The 15,052-nt window shown below is 62.2% G+C and carries 16 protein-coding genes; 7 read left to right on the forward strand and 9 right to left on the reverse strand.

The annotated features are described in order from the left end of the window. Positions 1-23: 23 nt before the first annotated feature. Positions 24-2,669 (reverse strand): aminopeptidase N, encoded by a 2,646-nt coding sequence (pepN, locus tag NKJ84_RS17740; protein WP_352507498.1) that lies wholly within the window; start codon positions 2,667-2,669, stop codon positions 24-26. A 154-nt stretch (positions 2,670-2,823) separates the two neighbouring features. On the opposite strand from pepN, the gene NKJ84_RS17745 reads away from it, so the two are divergent. Continuing rightward, complete coding sequence (locus tag NKJ84_RS17745; protein ID WP_352507527.1) at positions 2,824-3,042, forward strand: hypothetical protein; 219 nt, start codon at positions 2,824-2,826, stop codon at positions 3,040-3,042. After that, a complete protein-coding gene (locus NKJ84_RS17750) occupies positions 3,039-4,016 on the forward strand; it encodes a DMT family transporter (protein ID WP_502904025.1) in 978 nt (325 codons plus the stop codon). Before NKJ84_RS17745 ends, NKJ84_RS17750 begins: the two co-directional genes overlap by 4 nt. Here NKJ84_RS17750 and NKJ84_RS17755 read toward each other — a convergent pair whose 3' ends face one another. The 3 genes from NKJ84_RS17755 to NKJ84_RS17765 all read right to left on the reverse strand — a co-directional run bounded on the left by NKJ84_RS17755 (position 4,017) and on the right by NKJ84_RS17765 (position 6,504). Then, the gene (locus NKJ84_RS17755) at positions 4,017-4,835 is read right to left on the reverse strand and encodes a helix-turn-helix domain-containing protein (RefSeq protein ID WP_352507499.1); all 819 of its coding nucleotides are present in this window, start codon (positions 4,833-4,835) and stop codon (positions 4,017-4,019) included. It abuts the gene before it with no gap. A gap of 105 nt (positions 4,836-4,940) precedes the next feature. Further along, a complete protein-coding gene (locus NKJ84_RS17760) occupies positions 4,941-5,822 on the reverse strand; it encodes a uracil-DNA glycosylase (protein WP_352507500.1) in 882 nt (293 codons plus the stop codon). Positions 5,823-5,859: 37 nt separating this feature from the next. Next, positions 5,860-6,504 (reverse strand): hypothetical protein, encoded by a 645-nt coding sequence (locus NKJ84_RS17765; protein ID WP_023677808.1) that lies wholly within the window; start codon positions 6,502-6,504, stop codon positions 5,860-5,862. Between NKJ84_RS17765 and NKJ84_RS17770 the strand changes: the two genes are divergently transcribed. The 3 genes from NKJ84_RS17770 (at position 6,455) to NKJ84_RS17780 (ending at position 9,131) form a co-directional block, all read left to right on the forward strand. Beyond that, on the forward strand, positions 6,455-6,637 hold the full coding sequence (locus NKJ84_RS17770; RefSeq protein ID WP_352507528.1) for a hypothetical protein: 183 nt from the start codon (positions 6,455-6,457) through the stop codon (positions 6,635-6,637). The two genes, NKJ84_RS17765 and NKJ84_RS17770, sit on opposite strands and share 50 nt — an antisense overlap. A gap of 106 nt (positions 6,638-6,743) precedes the next feature. Further along, a complete protein-coding gene (locus tag NKJ84_RS17775; protein ID WP_352507501.1) occupies positions 6,744-8,423 on the forward strand; it encodes an electron transfer flavoprotein-ubiquinone oxidoreductase in 1,680 nt (559 codons plus the stop codon). Positions 8,424-8,534: 111 nt separating this feature from the next. After that, positions 8,535-9,131: a DUF922 domain-containing protein gene (locus NKJ84_RS17780; protein ID WP_352480300.1), complete on the forward strand. Its 597-nt coding sequence runs from the start codon at positions 8,535-8,537 to the stop codon at positions 9,129-9,131. 30 nt (positions 9,132-9,161) lie between these two features. On the opposite strand, the gene NKJ84_RS17785 is transcribed toward NKJ84_RS17780, so the two are convergent. The 5 genes from NKJ84_RS17785 to NKJ84_RS17805 all read right to left on the reverse strand — a co-directional run bounded on the left by NKJ84_RS17785 (position 9,162) and on the right by NKJ84_RS17805 (position 12,781). After that, a complete protein-coding gene (locus NKJ84_RS17785) occupies positions 9,162-10,184 on the reverse strand; it encodes an endonuclease/exonuclease/phosphatase family protein (RefSeq protein WP_352507502.1) in 1,023 nt (340 codons plus the stop codon). A gap of 80 nt (positions 10,185-10,264) precedes the next feature. Beyond that, complete coding sequence (locus NKJ84_RS17790) at positions 10,265-11,767, reverse strand: AMP nucleosidase (protein WP_352507503.1); 1,503 nt, start codon at positions 11,765-11,767, stop codon at positions 10,265-10,267. 85 nt (positions 11,768-11,852) lie between these two features. Further along, the gene (locus NKJ84_RS17795) at positions 11,853-12,047 is read right to left on the reverse strand and encodes a hypothetical protein (protein ID WP_352507504.1); all 195 of its coding nucleotides are present in this window, start codon (positions 12,045-12,047) and stop codon (positions 11,853-11,855) included. A 30-nt stretch (positions 12,048-12,077) separates the two neighbouring features. Next, on the reverse strand, positions 12,078-12,230 hold the full coding sequence (locus NKJ84_RS17800; protein ID WP_023718367.1) for a hypothetical protein: 153 nt from the start codon (positions 12,228-12,230) through the stop codon (positions 12,078-12,080). Positions 12,231-12,436: 206 nt separating this feature from the next. Then, positions 12,437-12,781 carry a DUF2147 domain-containing protein gene (locus tag NKJ84_RS17805; RefSeq protein WP_352507505.1) on the reverse strand — a complete coding sequence of 115 codons (345 nt, stop codon included), beginning with the start codon at positions 12,779-12,781 and terminating at the stop codon, positions 12,437-12,439. A 458-nt stretch (positions 12,782-13,239) separates the two neighbouring features. On the opposite strand from NKJ84_RS17805, the gene NKJ84_RS17810 reads away from it, so the two are divergent. Both NKJ84_RS17810 and NKJ84_RS17815 read left to right on the forward strand, forming a co-directional pair. Continuing rightward, positions 13,240-13,506, forward strand: a complete 267-nt coding sequence (locus tag NKJ84_RS17810) for an SEL1-like repeat protein (protein ID WP_115145099.1) — start codon at positions 13,240-13,242, stop codon at positions 13,504-13,506. A gap of 374 nt (positions 13,507-13,880) precedes the next feature. After that, positions 13,881-15,002, forward strand: coding sequence for a branched-chain amino acid ABC transporter substrate-binding protein (locus NKJ84_RS17815; RefSeq protein ID WP_352507506.1), 1,122 nt, complete (start codon positions 13,881-13,883; stop codon positions 15,000-15,002). The last annotated feature ends 50 nt before the right edge of the window (positions 15,003-15,052 follow it).

Below are 15,052 nucleotides of genomic sequence, written 5' to 3' on the forward strand. Positions count from 1 at the left end.
ACAAGGGGAGAAGGGGAGGTCGCTTACGCCAGGGTGCGCTCGACGATGTCTCGCAAATCGGCCGACAGCTTCTCGGTATTGGCGATTGAAAGCAACGCCTCCCTTGCCTTGGCCTGCCGCACGGGTTCGAGCGAGCGCCACGATCTGAGCGCCGTCGCCAGCCTGGCGGCCACCTGCGGGTTGCGTTTTTCGACCTGCAGCACCGTTTCGACGAAAAGCCGGTAGCCCTCGCCGTCGGCGCGATGAAAGCCGGTCTGGTTGGCGCTGGAAAACGTACCGATGAGCGAGCGTACCCGGTTCGGGTTGACCATCGAGAACGCTGGGTGGCTGGTCAAGGCGCGCACCGCGTCGACGGTTTGCGGACCGGGCACGCTGGCCTGGATCTGGAACCATTTGTCCATGACCAGCGGATCGGTTGCATATTTCGCCTCGAAATCGGCCAGTGCCTTGGTTGCCTCAGGTGAGCCGTGGTGACGGTGCGCAAGCACGGTCAACGCCGCGGCACGATCCGTCATGTTGGTCGCCGATTGGAAGTGCCGGGCAGCGAGTTCCGCACCTGCCGGCAGCAAGGAGAGATAGTCCAGCAGGACATTGCGCAGCGCCCGCCGCCCGGCACTGGCCGCGTCCGGGCTGAACGGACCATTGTCGGCGAGCCGATCATAGAAGTTGGGGAATATCTCGCGGTTGGCCTCGGCGATCGCAACTGCCAGCGCCCCGCGCGCCGCGAAAATGGCATCGGGGTCGATGTTCTTGCCGATGTCGCGGGCGATATCGGCCTCGCCGGGCAGCGCCAGCGTCAGTGCCCGATAGGCGGGTTCGAGCGCGTCGTCGCCGGCTATTTTGCCGGCAAGCCCGGTCAGCCGGGAGCTGAACTCGGGTTGCCTGTGGTCCAGGATCTGGCGGAAAGCTGCAATCAGCGCATCGGTCAAAAGCGTGTTGAATGCCTGCCAGCGCGAGAAGGCGTCGCTGTCGTGGCCAGCCAGAAAAAACTGGTCGTCGGGCCGCTGCTCGACCGAAAGCGTCACTGGCGCCGAAAAGCCGCGGTTGAGCGACATGGCCGGCCGCTCGGCAATCCCGGAAAACCTGACGACATGGCGGCGTTTGCGGATATGGATGACGCCGTCCTCGACATTCGCCCCCTCCACGCCGCTATAGGCTGTCGCCTCTCCGCCGGCGCCGACCAGGCCGAAGGCAAGCGGAATGTGCATCAGCCGTTTGCGGCTTTCCGACGGCGTTGGCGGCACCGACTGCTCGATTTCGAGCGTGAATTCCTGCGCCGCAGGATTATACGCTGAACTGACGGTCAGGTTCGGCGTACCGGCCTGATGATACCAGAGCGAAAACTGCGACAGGTCGCGACCGGAAACGTCTTCGAACACCTTGATGAAGTCTTCGATCGTCGCCGCCTGGCCGTCGTGACGTTCGAAGTAGAGGTCCATGCCGGCGCGGAACGTCTCTGCGCCGAGGATAGTGTGGATCATGCGCACGACTTCCGAGCCCTTTTCATAGACCGTCGCCGTATAGAAATTGTTGATCTCGCGATAGCGGCGCGGCCGCACCGGATGCGCCAGCGGCCCCTGGTCCTCGGGAAACTGATGGGCGCGCAGTGTACGCACCTCGGCGATGCGCTTGACGGCGCGCGAGCGCTGATCTGCCGAGAATTCGTGGTCGCGGAAAACGGTCAGGCCTTCCTTCAGGCAAAGCTGGAACCAGTCACGGCAAGTGATTCTGTTACCTGTCCAATTGTGGAAATACTCATGCGCAATGATGGCTTCGATATTGGCGAAATCGGCGTCGGTCGCGGTTTCCTGGTCGGCCAGCACATATTTGTCGTTGAAGATGTTGAGGCCCTTGTTCTCCATCGCGCCCATATTGAAGTCGGACACGGCGACGATGTTGAAGACATCGAGGTCGTATTCGCGGCCGAATGCCTCCTCGTCCCATTTCATCGACCGTTTCAAAGCGTCCATGGCGTAGCCGGCGAGCCTCTCTTTACCCGGTTCGACATAGATTCCGAGCTCGACCTTGCGGCCAGACAGGGTGACGAAACTGTCCGAGATCTTGCCGAGGTCGCCGGCCACCAGCGCAAACAAATAGGACGGCTTGGGGAAGGGGTCGTGCCAGACCGCATAGTGCCAGCCGCCGGCAAGCTCGCCGCTGCCGGCCGGGTTGCCGTTGGACAAAAGCAGCGGCGCCTCCTTGCGCTCAGCTTCGATACGCACCGTATAGACCGACAGGATGTCGGGACGGTCGAGGAAATAAGTGATGCGGCGAAAGCCTTCGGCCTCGCATTGCGTGCAATAGACGTCGCTGGAGCGATAGAGGCCCATCAGCGCTTCGTTCTGCGCCGGCGCCAACACGGTTTCAATTCTCAGCTGGAAGCGCCTTGTGGCAGGGGGGCTGATGATTGTCAGTTGATCGGGCGTGACGAGAAAATCCGCAGGCCTCGGTTCCTGGCCGTCGATGGCGATACTGCGGAGCGTCAGCCCGTCGCCATCCAGCACCAGTGGCACCGACACGGCAATCTCGTCGCGACGTTCGACCGTCAGCACGGCGGTGACATGCGTTGCTTCAGGCGAAAGGCGGAAAGTCAGGCTGGTTTCCGGAATCAGATAATCACTAGGGCGATAGTCTTCGAGTTTGAAGACCTGGCCGGTATCCGTGCGCATTCCTTGATTTTTCCTGTCGATCCGGGAGCGGCGGGCGGGTCCGCTGGTCCAAATAATTTGAAGTCTGCGCTCTTTACACGAAACACTCCCTCGACAAAACTGCAGCGACGTCTATTTCCGGCGATCATTTCCCGAGCATCATCGCGAGGCTTCCATGACCATCGTCACGCCGAAATTCGGGATGAGCGCCTCTGTGTTGCGTCGCGACGATCGGGCCTTCATCAAAGGCGCCGGGGCGGATACGATCGTATCGACGCCTGCCGCGCTCAATGCGGTGACCGACGCGTTCTCCCGCGCCTACGGCATCAGGCATATCGACATGCCGGCAACGCCGGCGCGCATCTGGGCGATCGAGGAAGCAAAAAGGGCGTGACAGCCAGACCGGATTTGCCAGTGCTTGCAGCCGGCGATCTTGCCGGCGAGCACAGCACACTGACCGGGATCTTGCTCAAGATCGTATCGGTGGCGGTCTTCGTCGGCATGTCGTGCTGCATCAAGGCGGCGGGCACCGTGCCGGCGGGCCAGATCGTCTTCTTCCGCTCCTTCTTTGCCATTTTTCCGATCATCGCCTTCCTCGCCTTCCAGGGAAAACTCGGAACCGCCTTTTCGACAAAGCGCCCGCTCAACCATATTGCGCGTGGCGTCGTCGGTGTCTGTGCCATGGGGCTCGGCTTCTTCGCGCTGACGCGGCTGCCGCTGCCGGAGGCGATCACGCTGAACTACGCGCAGCCGCTGCTGGTCGTGGTGTTCAGTTCGATCTTCCTCGGCGAAGCCATCCGCATCTATCGCTGGAGTGCGGTTGCCGTCGGCCTGGTCGGGGTGCTGATCATCTCGTGGCCGGAACTGACGCTGCTCAGTTCGGGCGCTGCCCTCGGCGATCAGGAGGTGCTCGGCGTCATTGCCGCCCTCATAGCCGCGGCGATCTCCGCCATCGCCATGCTCCTGGTTCGCAACCTCGTCCAGAGCGAGCGGACGGCGACCATCGTGCTGTGGTTTTCGGTTACCGCGAGCCTCATGGCGCTGCTTTCGCTGCCATTCGGCTGGCAGGCGCTGACGCCAGCGCAGGCGGGGCTTCTGATTGCCGCGGGTTTTTGCGGCGGGCTTGGCCAGATCCTGATGACCTCGGCCTATCGCCATGCCGAGGCTTCCGTCGTGGCACCCTTCGAATACACTTCGATGATCCTCGGCGTCGTCGTCGGCTATCTGGTCTTTGGCGACGTCGCCACGATCAATATGCTGGTCGGCGGCATGATCGTGGTTGCGGCGGGGATTTTCATCATCTGGCGCGAGCGCCAGCTTGGTCTCGAACGCACCCGCACCCGCAAGGCCGTCGCGCCGGAAGGGTGATCACGGCTTCGCAGCGTCAGTCCGCTCTGTCGCCAGCCGCACCAGCACCGCCCGCGTCTGTTCGTCGGCGGGGAAAAAAGATTCGATCGCCAGCTCCGACAGCGTCACGTCGAGCGGCGTGCCGAACACGGTGATGGTGCTGATGAACGACAGCACCGCGTCGCCATGGGCAAGCTTGAGCGGATGGGCAATCGCGTTCGGTTCGACCGGCGCCGGCCGGCTGCCTCTAAGGCCGGACGGATAGGCCCGAAGCTCGCGCTCGAGCTCGACAAGAGCCGGATCGGCGGTAGCGTCGTTCTGCCGCTTCAGCCGCTCCAGAAGATGTGTCCGCCATTCCGCTAGGTTGACGATACATGGCGCGATGCCGCCGGGATGCAGGCTGAGGCGCAAAACGTTGACCGGTGGCTTCAGCAGGGAGGCATCGGCGACATTGGCGAGGAACGGGCCGATGGCGGCGTTCGCCGACACCAGGTTCCAATGCCGGTCGACGGCAAGCGCCGGGAACGGCTCGTGCGCCTTGAGCACGGTCTCGACCGCCGCCATCGCCGGTGCCATCGAGGCATCGTCAAGTGGTCGTTCGCCGAAGCTCGGGGCAAAGCCGGCAGCCAGCAGCAGCTGGTTGCGCTGCCTGAGCGGGATCGAAAGCTGCTCCGCCAGATGCAGCACCATGTCACGCGAGGGTGCGGCGCGGCCGCTTTCAACGAAACTCAGATGCCGCTGCGAGATCTCGGCCTCCATAGCGAGGTCGAGCTGGCTCATGCGCCGGCGTGTACGCCATTCGCGAATGAGACTGCCGGCGGAAATCTGGGCTGCTGTCATAACGAGATGACTAGGCCGGCAGTGGGCGCATTTCAATTACCTGCGAAGTCATGATGCCGCCCTTCCTTTCTCGCAAGGGGAGAACTGAAGACGCGCTCTGCACCATTACCCGAGCGCCCGCAACTTCGCCTTCACTTCGAGGAAATCCCGCCACGCCAGCTTCTTGTGCGCCGGCGTTCTCAGCAAATAGGCCGGATGCAGGGTCGGCATGGCAGGAATGGCGACGCCGGACGGGGTCGTGTGGACGCGCCAGTTGCCGCGCAGCCGCAATATGCCTTCGGAGGTGTTGAGCAGGGTCTTTGCCGACGGGCCGCCGAGATTGACCAGCACCTTCGGATTGACCAACTCGATCTGCCGCTCGATGAACGGCCGGCAGATCTCGGTCTCGTGCGGGGTCGGCGTGCGGTTGCCCGGCGGCCGCCAGGGAATGACATTGGCGATGTAGACGGACGTCCGGTCAAGACCGATCGCGGCCAGCATGCGGTCGAGCAGCCGGCCGGAGCGGCCAACGAACGGCAAGCCCTCTATGTCTTCATCGCGACCCGGCGCTTCGCCGACCAGCATCACCTCGGCAGTTGGATTGCCGTCGGCGAACACAAGGTTCTTGGCGGTGAATTTGAGATTGCAGCCGTCGAATGCCGCCATGTGCTGGCGAAGCTCGTCGAGGCTTGCCGCCGATCTCGCCAGTTGCCGCGCCAATGCCGCTTGCGCCTCGTCGGGCACCGTTGACATGGCCGGGGACGCTCGCACTGCCGGTGCTGTACTCGGTCTCTCGCCCATTTCGGCGCGCGATACGCTCGTCGAGCGTTGTGGCGTCGCATTTTCACTGAGCGGCACAGCGGCCGCCGCGGGCACCCGCTCCGGTGGCCTGGCTTCTGCAAACCTGTTTACCGGCTGTTCTTCAAGTGCCTCGTCGACGCCGGCGCTGGCGTAGAAGGCCAGCAGCTCGGCGAGATCGGCTCGGCTATTGTGGGGGGCGGCAGTCATGGTTTCACATTCGGCCGCGAAGCTTGAATTTGCAAGTTCAGCTCGACGGTATGCGCGGATCCTGCACCAGATAGAACGTCCAGCGCGGCGTGTAGTCGGTGATCAGGAAATAGAAGCTGGCGGTCTTCAGCGGGTCGATCTTGCCGTTCTTGAACAGCAGGCGGTCATACGGTTCGAAATTGCGGTCGAAATCGGCGTAGCTGCTCGACCAGATATTTTCGGGCGTTTTGTTGCGCTGGTCGAACGACAGGCCGTCGCCGAACACGCTCGGCTGGTCGAGGATCTCCTGGAGTTCGAACTGGAACTCGACCCAGGCTTGGCCGCTATTGTTGAGCACGTCGATGCGCATATACATCAGACCATTGGCGAAGTCTCCCGCCTTGCCGAACGGCTGGATCGGCCTTGTTGTGCGAATGGCCAGCGTTACCGGCGTCGCTGAATTCAGCTCTTCGGTGATGACCAGCGGATCCTCCTTCGTGCCGATGCCGGAAGCCCCGGTGATGCGGAAACCGCCGCGCTCGTCGGAAAAGGAATAGGCGCCGGTCGCCCAGACCAGTTGCTGCTCGGCACGGGCATCGAGGGCCGTCAGTGGCAGAAGCGCCAAGAGCGCCGCACGGCAAAACCGGCCGGGCGTGAAAAAAAAGCGCGTCGATGAAAAGCCAGCCGGCCCGAATATGCGCATGGCGGGAAGTATGGCCGATAAGCAAGCCGTCGAACAATTAAAAACATCAGTGCGACATATCTGTGCAAACCGAATAGGATTGAAGATTGATGCTCGTCACCGCGAATTTGTGCGGCAGGACGCGACTTTTTGACGAAATCGGTATTGTCACGTCCGCGCCGGTTTCCCGTCGCTATTTGATGCGCTATGCAGCGCGTGAGCCAGCAAGATGCCGGGAATAGCGAGCCAGTGAGGGATCGATGAGCGATATCGAACGCGAAAGCATGGAATTCGACGTGGTCATCGTCGGCGCCGGCCCGGCCGGCCTCGCCGCCGCGATCCGTCTCAAGCAGGTCAATCCCGAGCTTTCCGTCGTCGTGCTGGAAAAGGGCGGCGAAGTCGGCGCGCACATCCTGTCCGGCGCCGTCGTCGATCCGATCGGCATCGACCGGCTGCTGCCCGGCTGGCGCGAAGAGGAGGGTCATCCCTTCAGGACACCGGTCACCGACGACCATTTCCTGGTTCTCGGCCCCGCCGGTTCGTTCCGTCTGCCCAATATCCTGATGCCGCCGCTGATGAACAATCACGGCAACTATATCGTCTCGCTCGGCAATGTCTGCCGCTGGCTGGCGACCAAGGCCGAGGCGCTGGGCGTCGAGATCTATCCGGGCTTTGCCGCGGTCGGCCTGCTCTACAACGAGGCCGGTGCGGTCACCGGCGTCGTCACCGGCGACATGGGCGTCGAGAAGGACGGCACGCACGGTCCGGGCTTTGCGCCGGGCATGGCGCTGATGGGCAAATATGTCTTGATCGGCGAGGGCGCGCGCGGCTCGCTGGCCAAGCAACTGATCGCCAAACACCACCTTTCCGACGGTCGTGAGCCCGGAAAATACGGCATCGGCCTCAAGGAACTCTGGCAGATCAAACCGGAAAACCACCGGCCGGGCCTTGTCCAGCATTCCTTCGGCTGGCCGCTCGATATGAAGACCGGCGGCGGCTCCTTCCTCTACCATCTCGAGGACAACCAGGTGGCAGTCGGCTTCGTCGTTCACCTGAACTACAAGAACCCCTATCTGTCGCCCTTTGACGAGTTTCAGCGCTTCAAGACCCATCCGGCGATCCGCGGCACCTTCGAGGGTGCCAAGCGGCTGGGCTATGGTGCCCGCGCCATCACCGAAGGCGGCTGGCAGTCGGTGCCGAAACTGTCCTTCCCCGGCGGTGCGCTGATCGGCTGCGCGGCCGGCTTCGTCAACGTGCCGCGCATCAAGGGCTCGCACAATGCCGTGCTCTCCGGAATGCTGGCGGCCGAGCATGTCTGTGATGCGATAGCCGCCGGCCGCGCCAATGACGAGCTGGCCTCCTATGAGGCCACCTGGCGCGCCACCGATATCGGCAAGGACTTGAAGAAAGTGCGCAACGTCAAGCCGCTATGGTCGCGCTTCGGCACCATTGTCGGTGTTGGCCTTGGCGGGCTCGACATGTGGCTGAACACGCTGTTCGGCTTCTCGCCCTTCGGCACGATGAAGCACGGCAAGGCCGACTACGCCACGCTGGAACCGGCCGCCGCGCACCAGAAGATCGCCTACCCGAAGCCGGACGGGGTGCTGACCTTCGACCGGCTGTCGTCGGTGTTCCTGTCCAACACCAACCACGAGGAGAACGAGCCGGTCCATCTGCTCGTCGCCGACATGGACCTGCAAAAGCGCTCCGAGCATGACGTCTATGCCGGGCCCTCGACGCGTTACTGCCCGGCCAGCGTCTACGAATGGGTCGACAAGGACGGCAATGCCGCCGCCGATCCTGCGGCAAAGGATGTGCGCTTCGTCATCAACGCGCAGAACTGCGTGCACTGCAAGACTTGCGATATCAAGGACCCGAACCAGAATATAAATTGGGTGCCGCCACAGGGCGGCGAGGGCCCGGTCTACCAGAACATGTAAGTCACAAGGTTTGTTCCGGACTAAACAAGATGAGGAGCAGCGCAACCGTAGGATTGTTGAATAAACCGCCTGCCTGTGTTTCCTTTCTGCCGCGACAGGGAGGAAGGAAAAATGCGCCTGGCAGTTCTGACGAGCGTTGTGGCGATCGGGGCATTGTGCGCCCCTGCAGCCTTGGCCGGCACTAAGGTGCTGGTCAAGACACGAACTTACAACATTGCCGGAACCACCGGCGCGGCCCTGATCGAGGCCATGGATCGCAGTGGGCCGAAGCACGGCTTCATGACCCACGCCATCGCGCAAACCGGCTACAGCGTCGGTGATTGGACCTTCGACGCCCATCAGGAAAACGGCGTCTGCCGCCTGCGCCAGGCCAACGGGACGCTCAATCTCTTCTATACCTATCCCAAACTGGTCTCAGCCCCATCGCCTGCGCTGCAGAAGCGCTGGAAGCGGTTCTTCGCTGGCGTCCGCGCCCATGAAGAGACCCATGGCCGCATCGCCAGACAGATGATGCGGGCCACCGAAAAGTCGGTTCGAGGGCTGACAGTCGCTGATGACCCGCACTGTTTCGAGGCACGTCGCGAGGCAAAGCGCCGGATCAATGCCATCTATGCCGAATACGAGGCAAAGCAGATCGCCTTCGATGCGCACGAGCATCGCGACGGCGGCCCTGTCGAGCACCTCATCCGCGCTTTTGTGGGCCAGTAATAAGCCAGGTCGAGACTGGACTGCGGATTTTCAGCTTCGCGTCCCGCCAGGCAGCGCTGCAAGCGCGGTCGCCGTCTGGTGCTCGTCGAGCGACCGTAGCGAAAACTCCACCAGCACCGGCAGATGGTCTGAGCCGGTGTCCTCAAGGGTCGACGCCGAACGGATAAGGATGGCGCCCTTGCTGAAAACCTGGTCGATCGGCAGTCCGGCGAAGCGCAGGAAATCCGGCAGCTTTCTGTAGAGCCAGGTCGGCCCGACCGACGGCATTACAGTCAGCTTGCCAAGCGATGCGACGCGCCGGACAGCGGCGCTCCATGGCGCTGCGTTGCAGTCGCCCGCCAGTATCGACGTCTCGCCAAGCGAGGCGATTTCGTCAGACAACCCCCCAATCTGCCGTGATTGGTTGTGCGGCCATGGCCAGGTGAGGTGGATGGCGCCGACATCGACGTCGGTTCCGCCAAAATCGACCGTGGCGATCGCCATCGCGCCGCGGCTGTCGCAGTGCGGCGCCGTGCCTGTGGCAAACGGTCGTCTGGACAGCAACGCAACGCCGAACACGCCATTGGGATACGGGCAGAGGATCCGGTAGGGATAAGCGCCGGACAGCAGCCCAAGCTTTGCTTTCCACATCTCGGACACCTCGTCGAGGGTGATCACATCGGGCTGGGTCCGGCCGATCAGCGACAGCACTTTCTCAGGCGTTGGATTGTTGAACCTGAGGTTCATCTGCAGCAGGCGGTAGACCGGCTCGTCACCAGGTTTGGCTTCGTAGGCGGCCTGCACCTGCCATAGCCGCGAAAGCGGCAAGGCATTCGACGTGGTGGCAAAGGAGGCTACCGCAAACAGCAAGGCGGCCGCGGCCTGCAGGCGAAACGAGGTGGCGAGCAGGGGCAGCGCGCAAAGCGCCATCAGCACCGAAAAATGGACGCGGAAATGAGCAAAGGAATCGAGGGCCGGATGCAGCGATCCGAAAAACCCGGCCACCAGCGCGGCCGAGAGCGCAAGCATTGCGACGAATGCCAGCGCAACCGTCATATCCCGAATACGTGCCATCGCTTTGTCTATCGGCAGAAGTGCGGCTCAATCAAGATGACGAAATGTCCTGACCCGGACCGAAACATGCGATTCGGCATTTACTGGAAGGCCGTTTCCGAAAAGCTCCTGAGCTTACGCGAATGCAGTCGCTCCATCGGCATTTCAGCCAGCTTCTCCATCGCCCTGATGCCGATGGTCAGGTGCTGCGCCACTTGCCGCTTGTAGAACTCGGTCGCCATGCCGGGCAGCTTCAATTCGCCATGCAGCGGCTTGTCGGATACGCAAAGCAGCGTGCCATAGGGAACCCGGAAGCGGAAGCCGTTGGCGGCGATCGTGGCCGATTCCATATCGAGCGCGATCGCCCGCGACTGCGACAGCCGCTGCACCGGCCCGCGCTGGTCGCGCAGCTCCCAGTTGCGGTTGTCGATGGTGGCGACGGTGCCGGTGCGCATGATGCGCTTGAGGTCGTAGCCGGAAAGCCCGGTGACCTCGGCGACCGCTTCCTGCAGCGCCACTTGGATTTCAGCCAGCGGCGGGATCGGCACCCAGACCGGAAGATCGTCGTCGAGGACATGGTCTTCCCGAACGTAGGCGTGTGCCAGCACATAATCGCCCAGCGCCTGCGTGTTGCGCAGGCCGGCGCAATGGCCGAGCATCACCCAGGCATGCGGCCGGAGCACCGCAATATGGTCGGTGATGGTCTTGGCGTTGGAAGGTCCAACGCCGATATTGACCATGGTGATGCCGCCATGATTCGGCTTCTTCAGATGATAGGCCGGCATCTGCGGCAGGCGAGGGGGCGCAGCACCCTCACCAGGCGCGCTGTCGCCCACTTTGGTCACGATATTGCCCGGCTCGACGAACTCTACATATCCGTCACCGCCATTGGCCATCAATTCGCGTGCACGGGCGACGAATTCGTCGATGTAGAACTGGTAGTTGGTGAACAGCACGAAGTTCTGGAAATGCTGGGGACTGGTCGCCGTATAGTGCGACATCCGATGCAGCGAATAGTCGATCCGTTGTGCCGTGAACGGCGCCAGCGGCCGCGCCTCGCCCAATCCCACTTCAAAGGTACCGTTGGCGATCTGGTCGTCGGTGCCGTCGAGATCCGGCACGTCGAACAGGTCACGGATCGGCCGTTTGATGCGTTCCGCGGCGGCACCGTCGACATGCGTGCCTTCGAGAAAGGCGAAATGCAGGGGGATGGGAGTGGTCGATTCTGAAACCGTGACCGGAACGCCGTGGTTGCGCATGATGAGCCGAAGCTGTTCGGTGAGGTAGCTTTCGAAAAGAGCAGGTTGGGTGATGGTGGTTGAGAAATGCCCCGGCGTCGGCATGTGACCATAGGCCTGCCTCGAGTCGATTTGGGTGAACGAACTCGTGGTGACGCCGATTTCCGGATAGAAGGCCCGGTAGCGTTTGCTGTTGTCGCCGCCCGCGGCGAGCGCGGCAAATGAATCGCGCAGGAACTTGGTGTTGCGGTCGTAAAGCACCTGCAGGGCCGCGACCGCCTTCTTGGCATCGTTGAAGCTCTGTCGGCCGAACGGCTCCGGCGTGACAACCGATTCAATGGCTTGAGGATAGATTCGCTTTTCCATGACCCAATATAGAGAGTTGGGCGCGCAGTTGGGAGGGGGTAAGGCGGTCTCAAAACGCCCTGTCGGCGGTTTTCTTTCCGGCGGCCTAGCCTCGCCGCAAGCTGACCAGCAGCACAAAGCCGACGCCGGCCTTTCTCAGCGCAGGCGCCTCGATGGTCGAACCGGCATCGGCGCGCATCGTCGGCACGGCCAGGACCGGGGCCGCCAGAAGCGTCAGGATGAGTGCCGTCCGCGGCAGAAGCCGAAGGATCTTGACGACATTGGCGGTGAGGCGGGTCATGGCGTGGGTTTCAATATCTCGCTGTCGGGTTCAGTGGCGAAGCTGGTTCGGGCAACCGAGCCGGCAGGAAATGGCCACGTCCCAGGCGCGGGCCGGCCGGCCGGCTTCGGCGACAAGGACGGCGAACAACATGCCGAACAGGCTCATCAGCAGGCAGACGATGGTGAAGCGGCGGGCAAGCATCGCGCGGTGTCTCCTTCAACACGCATGACAATGCCTTGCCCAGGCTGAACCGGCTCTGATGGCGGCGTTCATCTGGGGTTCAAAATGGTTGATGATCTCTGGGCGGGCCGCCTTGAAAGCAGTGACCTATGGCGAGCCGCGGCTGCGAGACCGATATATGAAAACGGGGCCGACTGGCCCCGCGCACCCCGGCAGGAATGGCACGATCAGAGCTTGTGCCAGGTCTGGCTCTTGCAGATCAGCCCGCCGAACACGCAGCCGCTCATCTTGAGCGAACTGCCGGAAAGCGAAGCCTTGCCCGAATAGGTCTTGTCGGTTTCGGGGTCGGTTATGGTGCCGGCATATTTGTTGTCGCCGGCCACCTTCAGTGAATCGATGTTCTTGCCGGCAAATTTGCCGGATTTGAGCGTAATCGAAAATGCCCCGCCGCCACCCGAAATGGCGGCAGTCGCTCCGGCTTGCGTTTTCCAATTGCCTTCGATCGGATCGGCCCATGCCGCGCCGGTCATCATTATTGCGGCCGCGAGGGCCAGGCTCACGTGTCGAAACATGTCTTTCCTCCCTCAGGCAAGTCCAATCGGGCTCCGTCCCGGCCGTCTGCCCTTACGCAAACGTAAGCTAGTCCAGCTCCCGGAAAAACAAAAGCGGTGCCGCGACGGAAGGGTTGCGGGCTTTTGCCCGCTCCCGAACGGCCGCGCCGGCGAAAAATGAAACGGGCCGCACACGTCTTTGTCTTCTGTGGTTAGCGGAGTCTTGATCCGCGCCTCGCAAGTTTTCTTCAAATTTTGTGCAAACTGGCGCAGTTGCTGGCTTTGTATCCTTAACGAATTTTCGCGTTTACCTCTTGTTTTAGCTTTGTTTTCCTCAAATTAAGCACGCCATTTAACGACGGATTCAAGCCTCCGCGGCATTCTCGAAAGCATCGAAAGAGCGGCCGCCCCCGAAGGTAATCAAGGACACCGAGGGACAGACGGAGACAGCTCTCGGGAGCCAGAACAGGGGATTTGAAATGGCACGTTTTGAAATGCTTGAAGCCGGCTTCGGCGCCATGGGGGCAACTGCCCAGGCCGATATTCTTTTCGAGTTGGGCATGATGTATGCGACCGGCCGCGATTGCGAGACCGATGTCGTCGCCGCCCACAAATGGTTCAACATCGCCGCGATCAAGGGTTCGGCCCGCGCCGCGGAACTGCGTTCTGAATTGTCGGCCGCCATGTCGAAAGTCGAGATCGCCAGGGCGCTGCGCGAAGCCCGCGAATGGATGACGATGCACTGAATTCGCCGGCACTGAGTTCACTGACAGGGACGCTTCGGGTCAAGGTCGCGCAGACGGCTGGCCCGAAAAAAAGAGGCCGCGCAAGATGGCCGACCAAGTCAAAACCAAGAACACGGCAGGCTGATCAGGCCGAGCCGTGCAACAGACAGGGAAAGCCAGCGGGTTCCGGCGCTGATGCGCCGGCAAGCTCAACGGCAAAAGCCGCGACCGGCCGGGCCAGGGCTGGCGCGGCTTTGTCTTTGGGACCGCATGTTACAGGCCCAATCGAGCGCCGACGATGCGTCTAGACAGCTCCGGCGAAGGATGAAATTCTCCCGCCACTCTGGAAGAGGCGCGGCCGGGCGGCTGCGCGAGAGTGGAGGAGTTATGTCACCATGAAGAAATTCAGTATTTTGAGCGCAGCCATATTTGGCCTGATGATGACCGCGCCGGTCGCCTTGGCCGACGACATCACCTTTTCGGTGGTCGGACCGATGACCGGGCAGCTTGCCACCATCGGCGATCAGTTCAAGCAAGGCGCGCAAGCCGCCGCCGACGCGATCAACGCGGCTGGCGGCGTCGACGGTCGCCAGATCAAGCTCGACATCGAGGATGATCAGTGCGATCCGAAGCAGGCGGTTTCGGTCGCCAACCGCATCATCGCCAATGGTGTCAAGTTCATCGATGGTCACGCCTGCTCGGGCTCTAGCATCCCGGCCTCCGCCGTCTACGCCGAAGCCGGTGCGCTGATGATGAGTCCGGCTTCCTCGAACCCCGTGTTGACCGACGCAGCGGCGAAGGCGGGCTGGCCGACGATCATGCGCCTCTATACGCGCGACGATGCGCAGGGCGCTTTCATCGGTCCCTGGATCGCCAAGAAATATGCCGGCAAGAAAGTCGTCATCCTGCACGACAAGAGCGCCTATGGGCAGGGCGTGGCCGATGCCGTCAAGGCAACGATGAACCAGAACGGTCTCAATGAAATCCTCTACGAGGGCATCAACGCCGGCGAGAAGGACTATTCTGCGCTCGTTACCAAGCTCAAGGAGCTGAAGGCTGACGTCGTCTATTTCGGCGGCTATCACCCCGAAGCCGGCCTCATCCTGCGCCAGTCGGCGGAGCAGAACCTCAAGTTCCAGTTGATCATGCCGGACTCGATCGCTTCGCCAGAATTCTGGCAGGTTGCCGGTCCGGCCGGCGAAGGCACCATGTTCGTCTTCCCATCGGATCCGCAGTCGAAGCCCGAAGCCAAGGAAGCCATCGCCAAGATCAAGGCCGGCGGCTTCGTGCCGGAGGGCTTCACGCTGTTTTCCTATGCCGTGATCCAGGCATTCGCCGAGGGCATCAAGCGCGCCGGCAGCGACGACCCGGCCAAGGTCGCCGAGGCGTTGAAGAACGGCCAGCCGATCAGCACGGTTGTCGGGCCGGTCACCTTCGACGAGAAGGGCGACCTCAAGAACGCCAGCTACGACATCAACCAGTGGCATGACGGCAAATACGCGCCGATCCAGCCCTGATAGAACTACGTTGTAATTGAAAATGGCCGGGTCGAACCTGGCCATTTTCA

The sequence above is a fragment of the Mesorhizobium sp. M0048 genome (assembly GCF_040323405.1).
Lineage (GTDB): Bacteria > Pseudomonadota > Alphaproteobacteria > Rhizobiales > Rhizobiaceae > Mesorhizobium.

Bases quoted from the DNA above. Each gene is read 5' to 3' on its own strand.
- pepN (WP_352507498.1), bottom strand. From the start codon at position 2,669: ATGCGCACGGATACCGGCCAGGTCTTCAAACTCGAAGACTATCGCCCT.
- NKJ84_RS17745 (WP_352507527.1), top strand. From the start codon at position 2,824: ATGACCATCGTCACGCCGAAATTCGGGATGAGCGCCTCTGTGTTGCGT.
- NKJ84_RS17755 (WP_352507499.1), bottom strand. From the start codon at position 4,835: ATGACAGCAGCCCAGATTTCCGCCGGCAGTCTCATTCGCGAATGGCGT.
- NKJ84_RS17760 (WP_352507500.1), bottom strand. From the start codon at position 5,822: ATGACTGCCGCCCCCCACAATAGCCGAGCCGATCTCGCCGAGCTGCTG.
- NKJ84_RS17765 (WP_023677808.1), bottom strand. From the start codon at position 6,504: ATGCGCATATTCGGGCCGGCTGGCTTTTCATCGACGCGCTTTTTTTTC.
- NKJ84_RS17775 (WP_352507501.1), top strand. From the start codon at position 6,744: ATGAGCGATATCGAACGCGAAAGCATGGAATTCGACGTGGTCATCGTC.
- NKJ84_RS17780 (WP_352480300.1), top strand. From the start codon at position 8,535: ATGCGCCTGGCAGTTCTGACGAGCGTTGTGGCGATCGGGGCATTGTGC.
- NKJ84_RS17785 (WP_352507502.1), bottom strand. From the start codon at position 10,184: ATGGCACGTATTCGGGATATGACGGTTGCGCTGGCATTCGTCGCAATG.
- NKJ84_RS17790 (WP_352507503.1), bottom strand. From the start codon at position 11,767: ATGGAAAAGCGAATCTATCCTCAAGCCATTGAATCGGTTGTCACGCCG.
- NKJ84_RS17795 (WP_352507504.1), bottom strand. From the start codon at position 12,047: ATGACCCGCCTCACCGCCAATGTCGTCAAGATCCTTCGGCTTCTGCCG.
- NKJ84_RS17800 (WP_023718367.1), bottom strand. From the start codon at position 12,230: ATGCTTGCCCGCCGCTTCACCATCGTCTGCCTGCTGATGAGCCTGTTC.
- NKJ84_RS17805 (WP_352507505.1), bottom strand. From the start codon at position 12,781: ATGTTTCGACACGTGAGCCTGGCCCTCGCGGCCGCAATAATGATGACC.
- NKJ84_RS17810 (WP_115145099.1), top strand. From the start codon at position 13,240: ATGGCACGTTTTGAAATGCTTGAAGCCGGCTTCGGCGCCATGGGGGCA.
- NKJ84_RS17815 (WP_352507506.1), top strand. From the start codon at position 13,881: ATGAAGAAATTCAGTATTTTGAGCGCAGCCATATTTGGCCTGATGATG.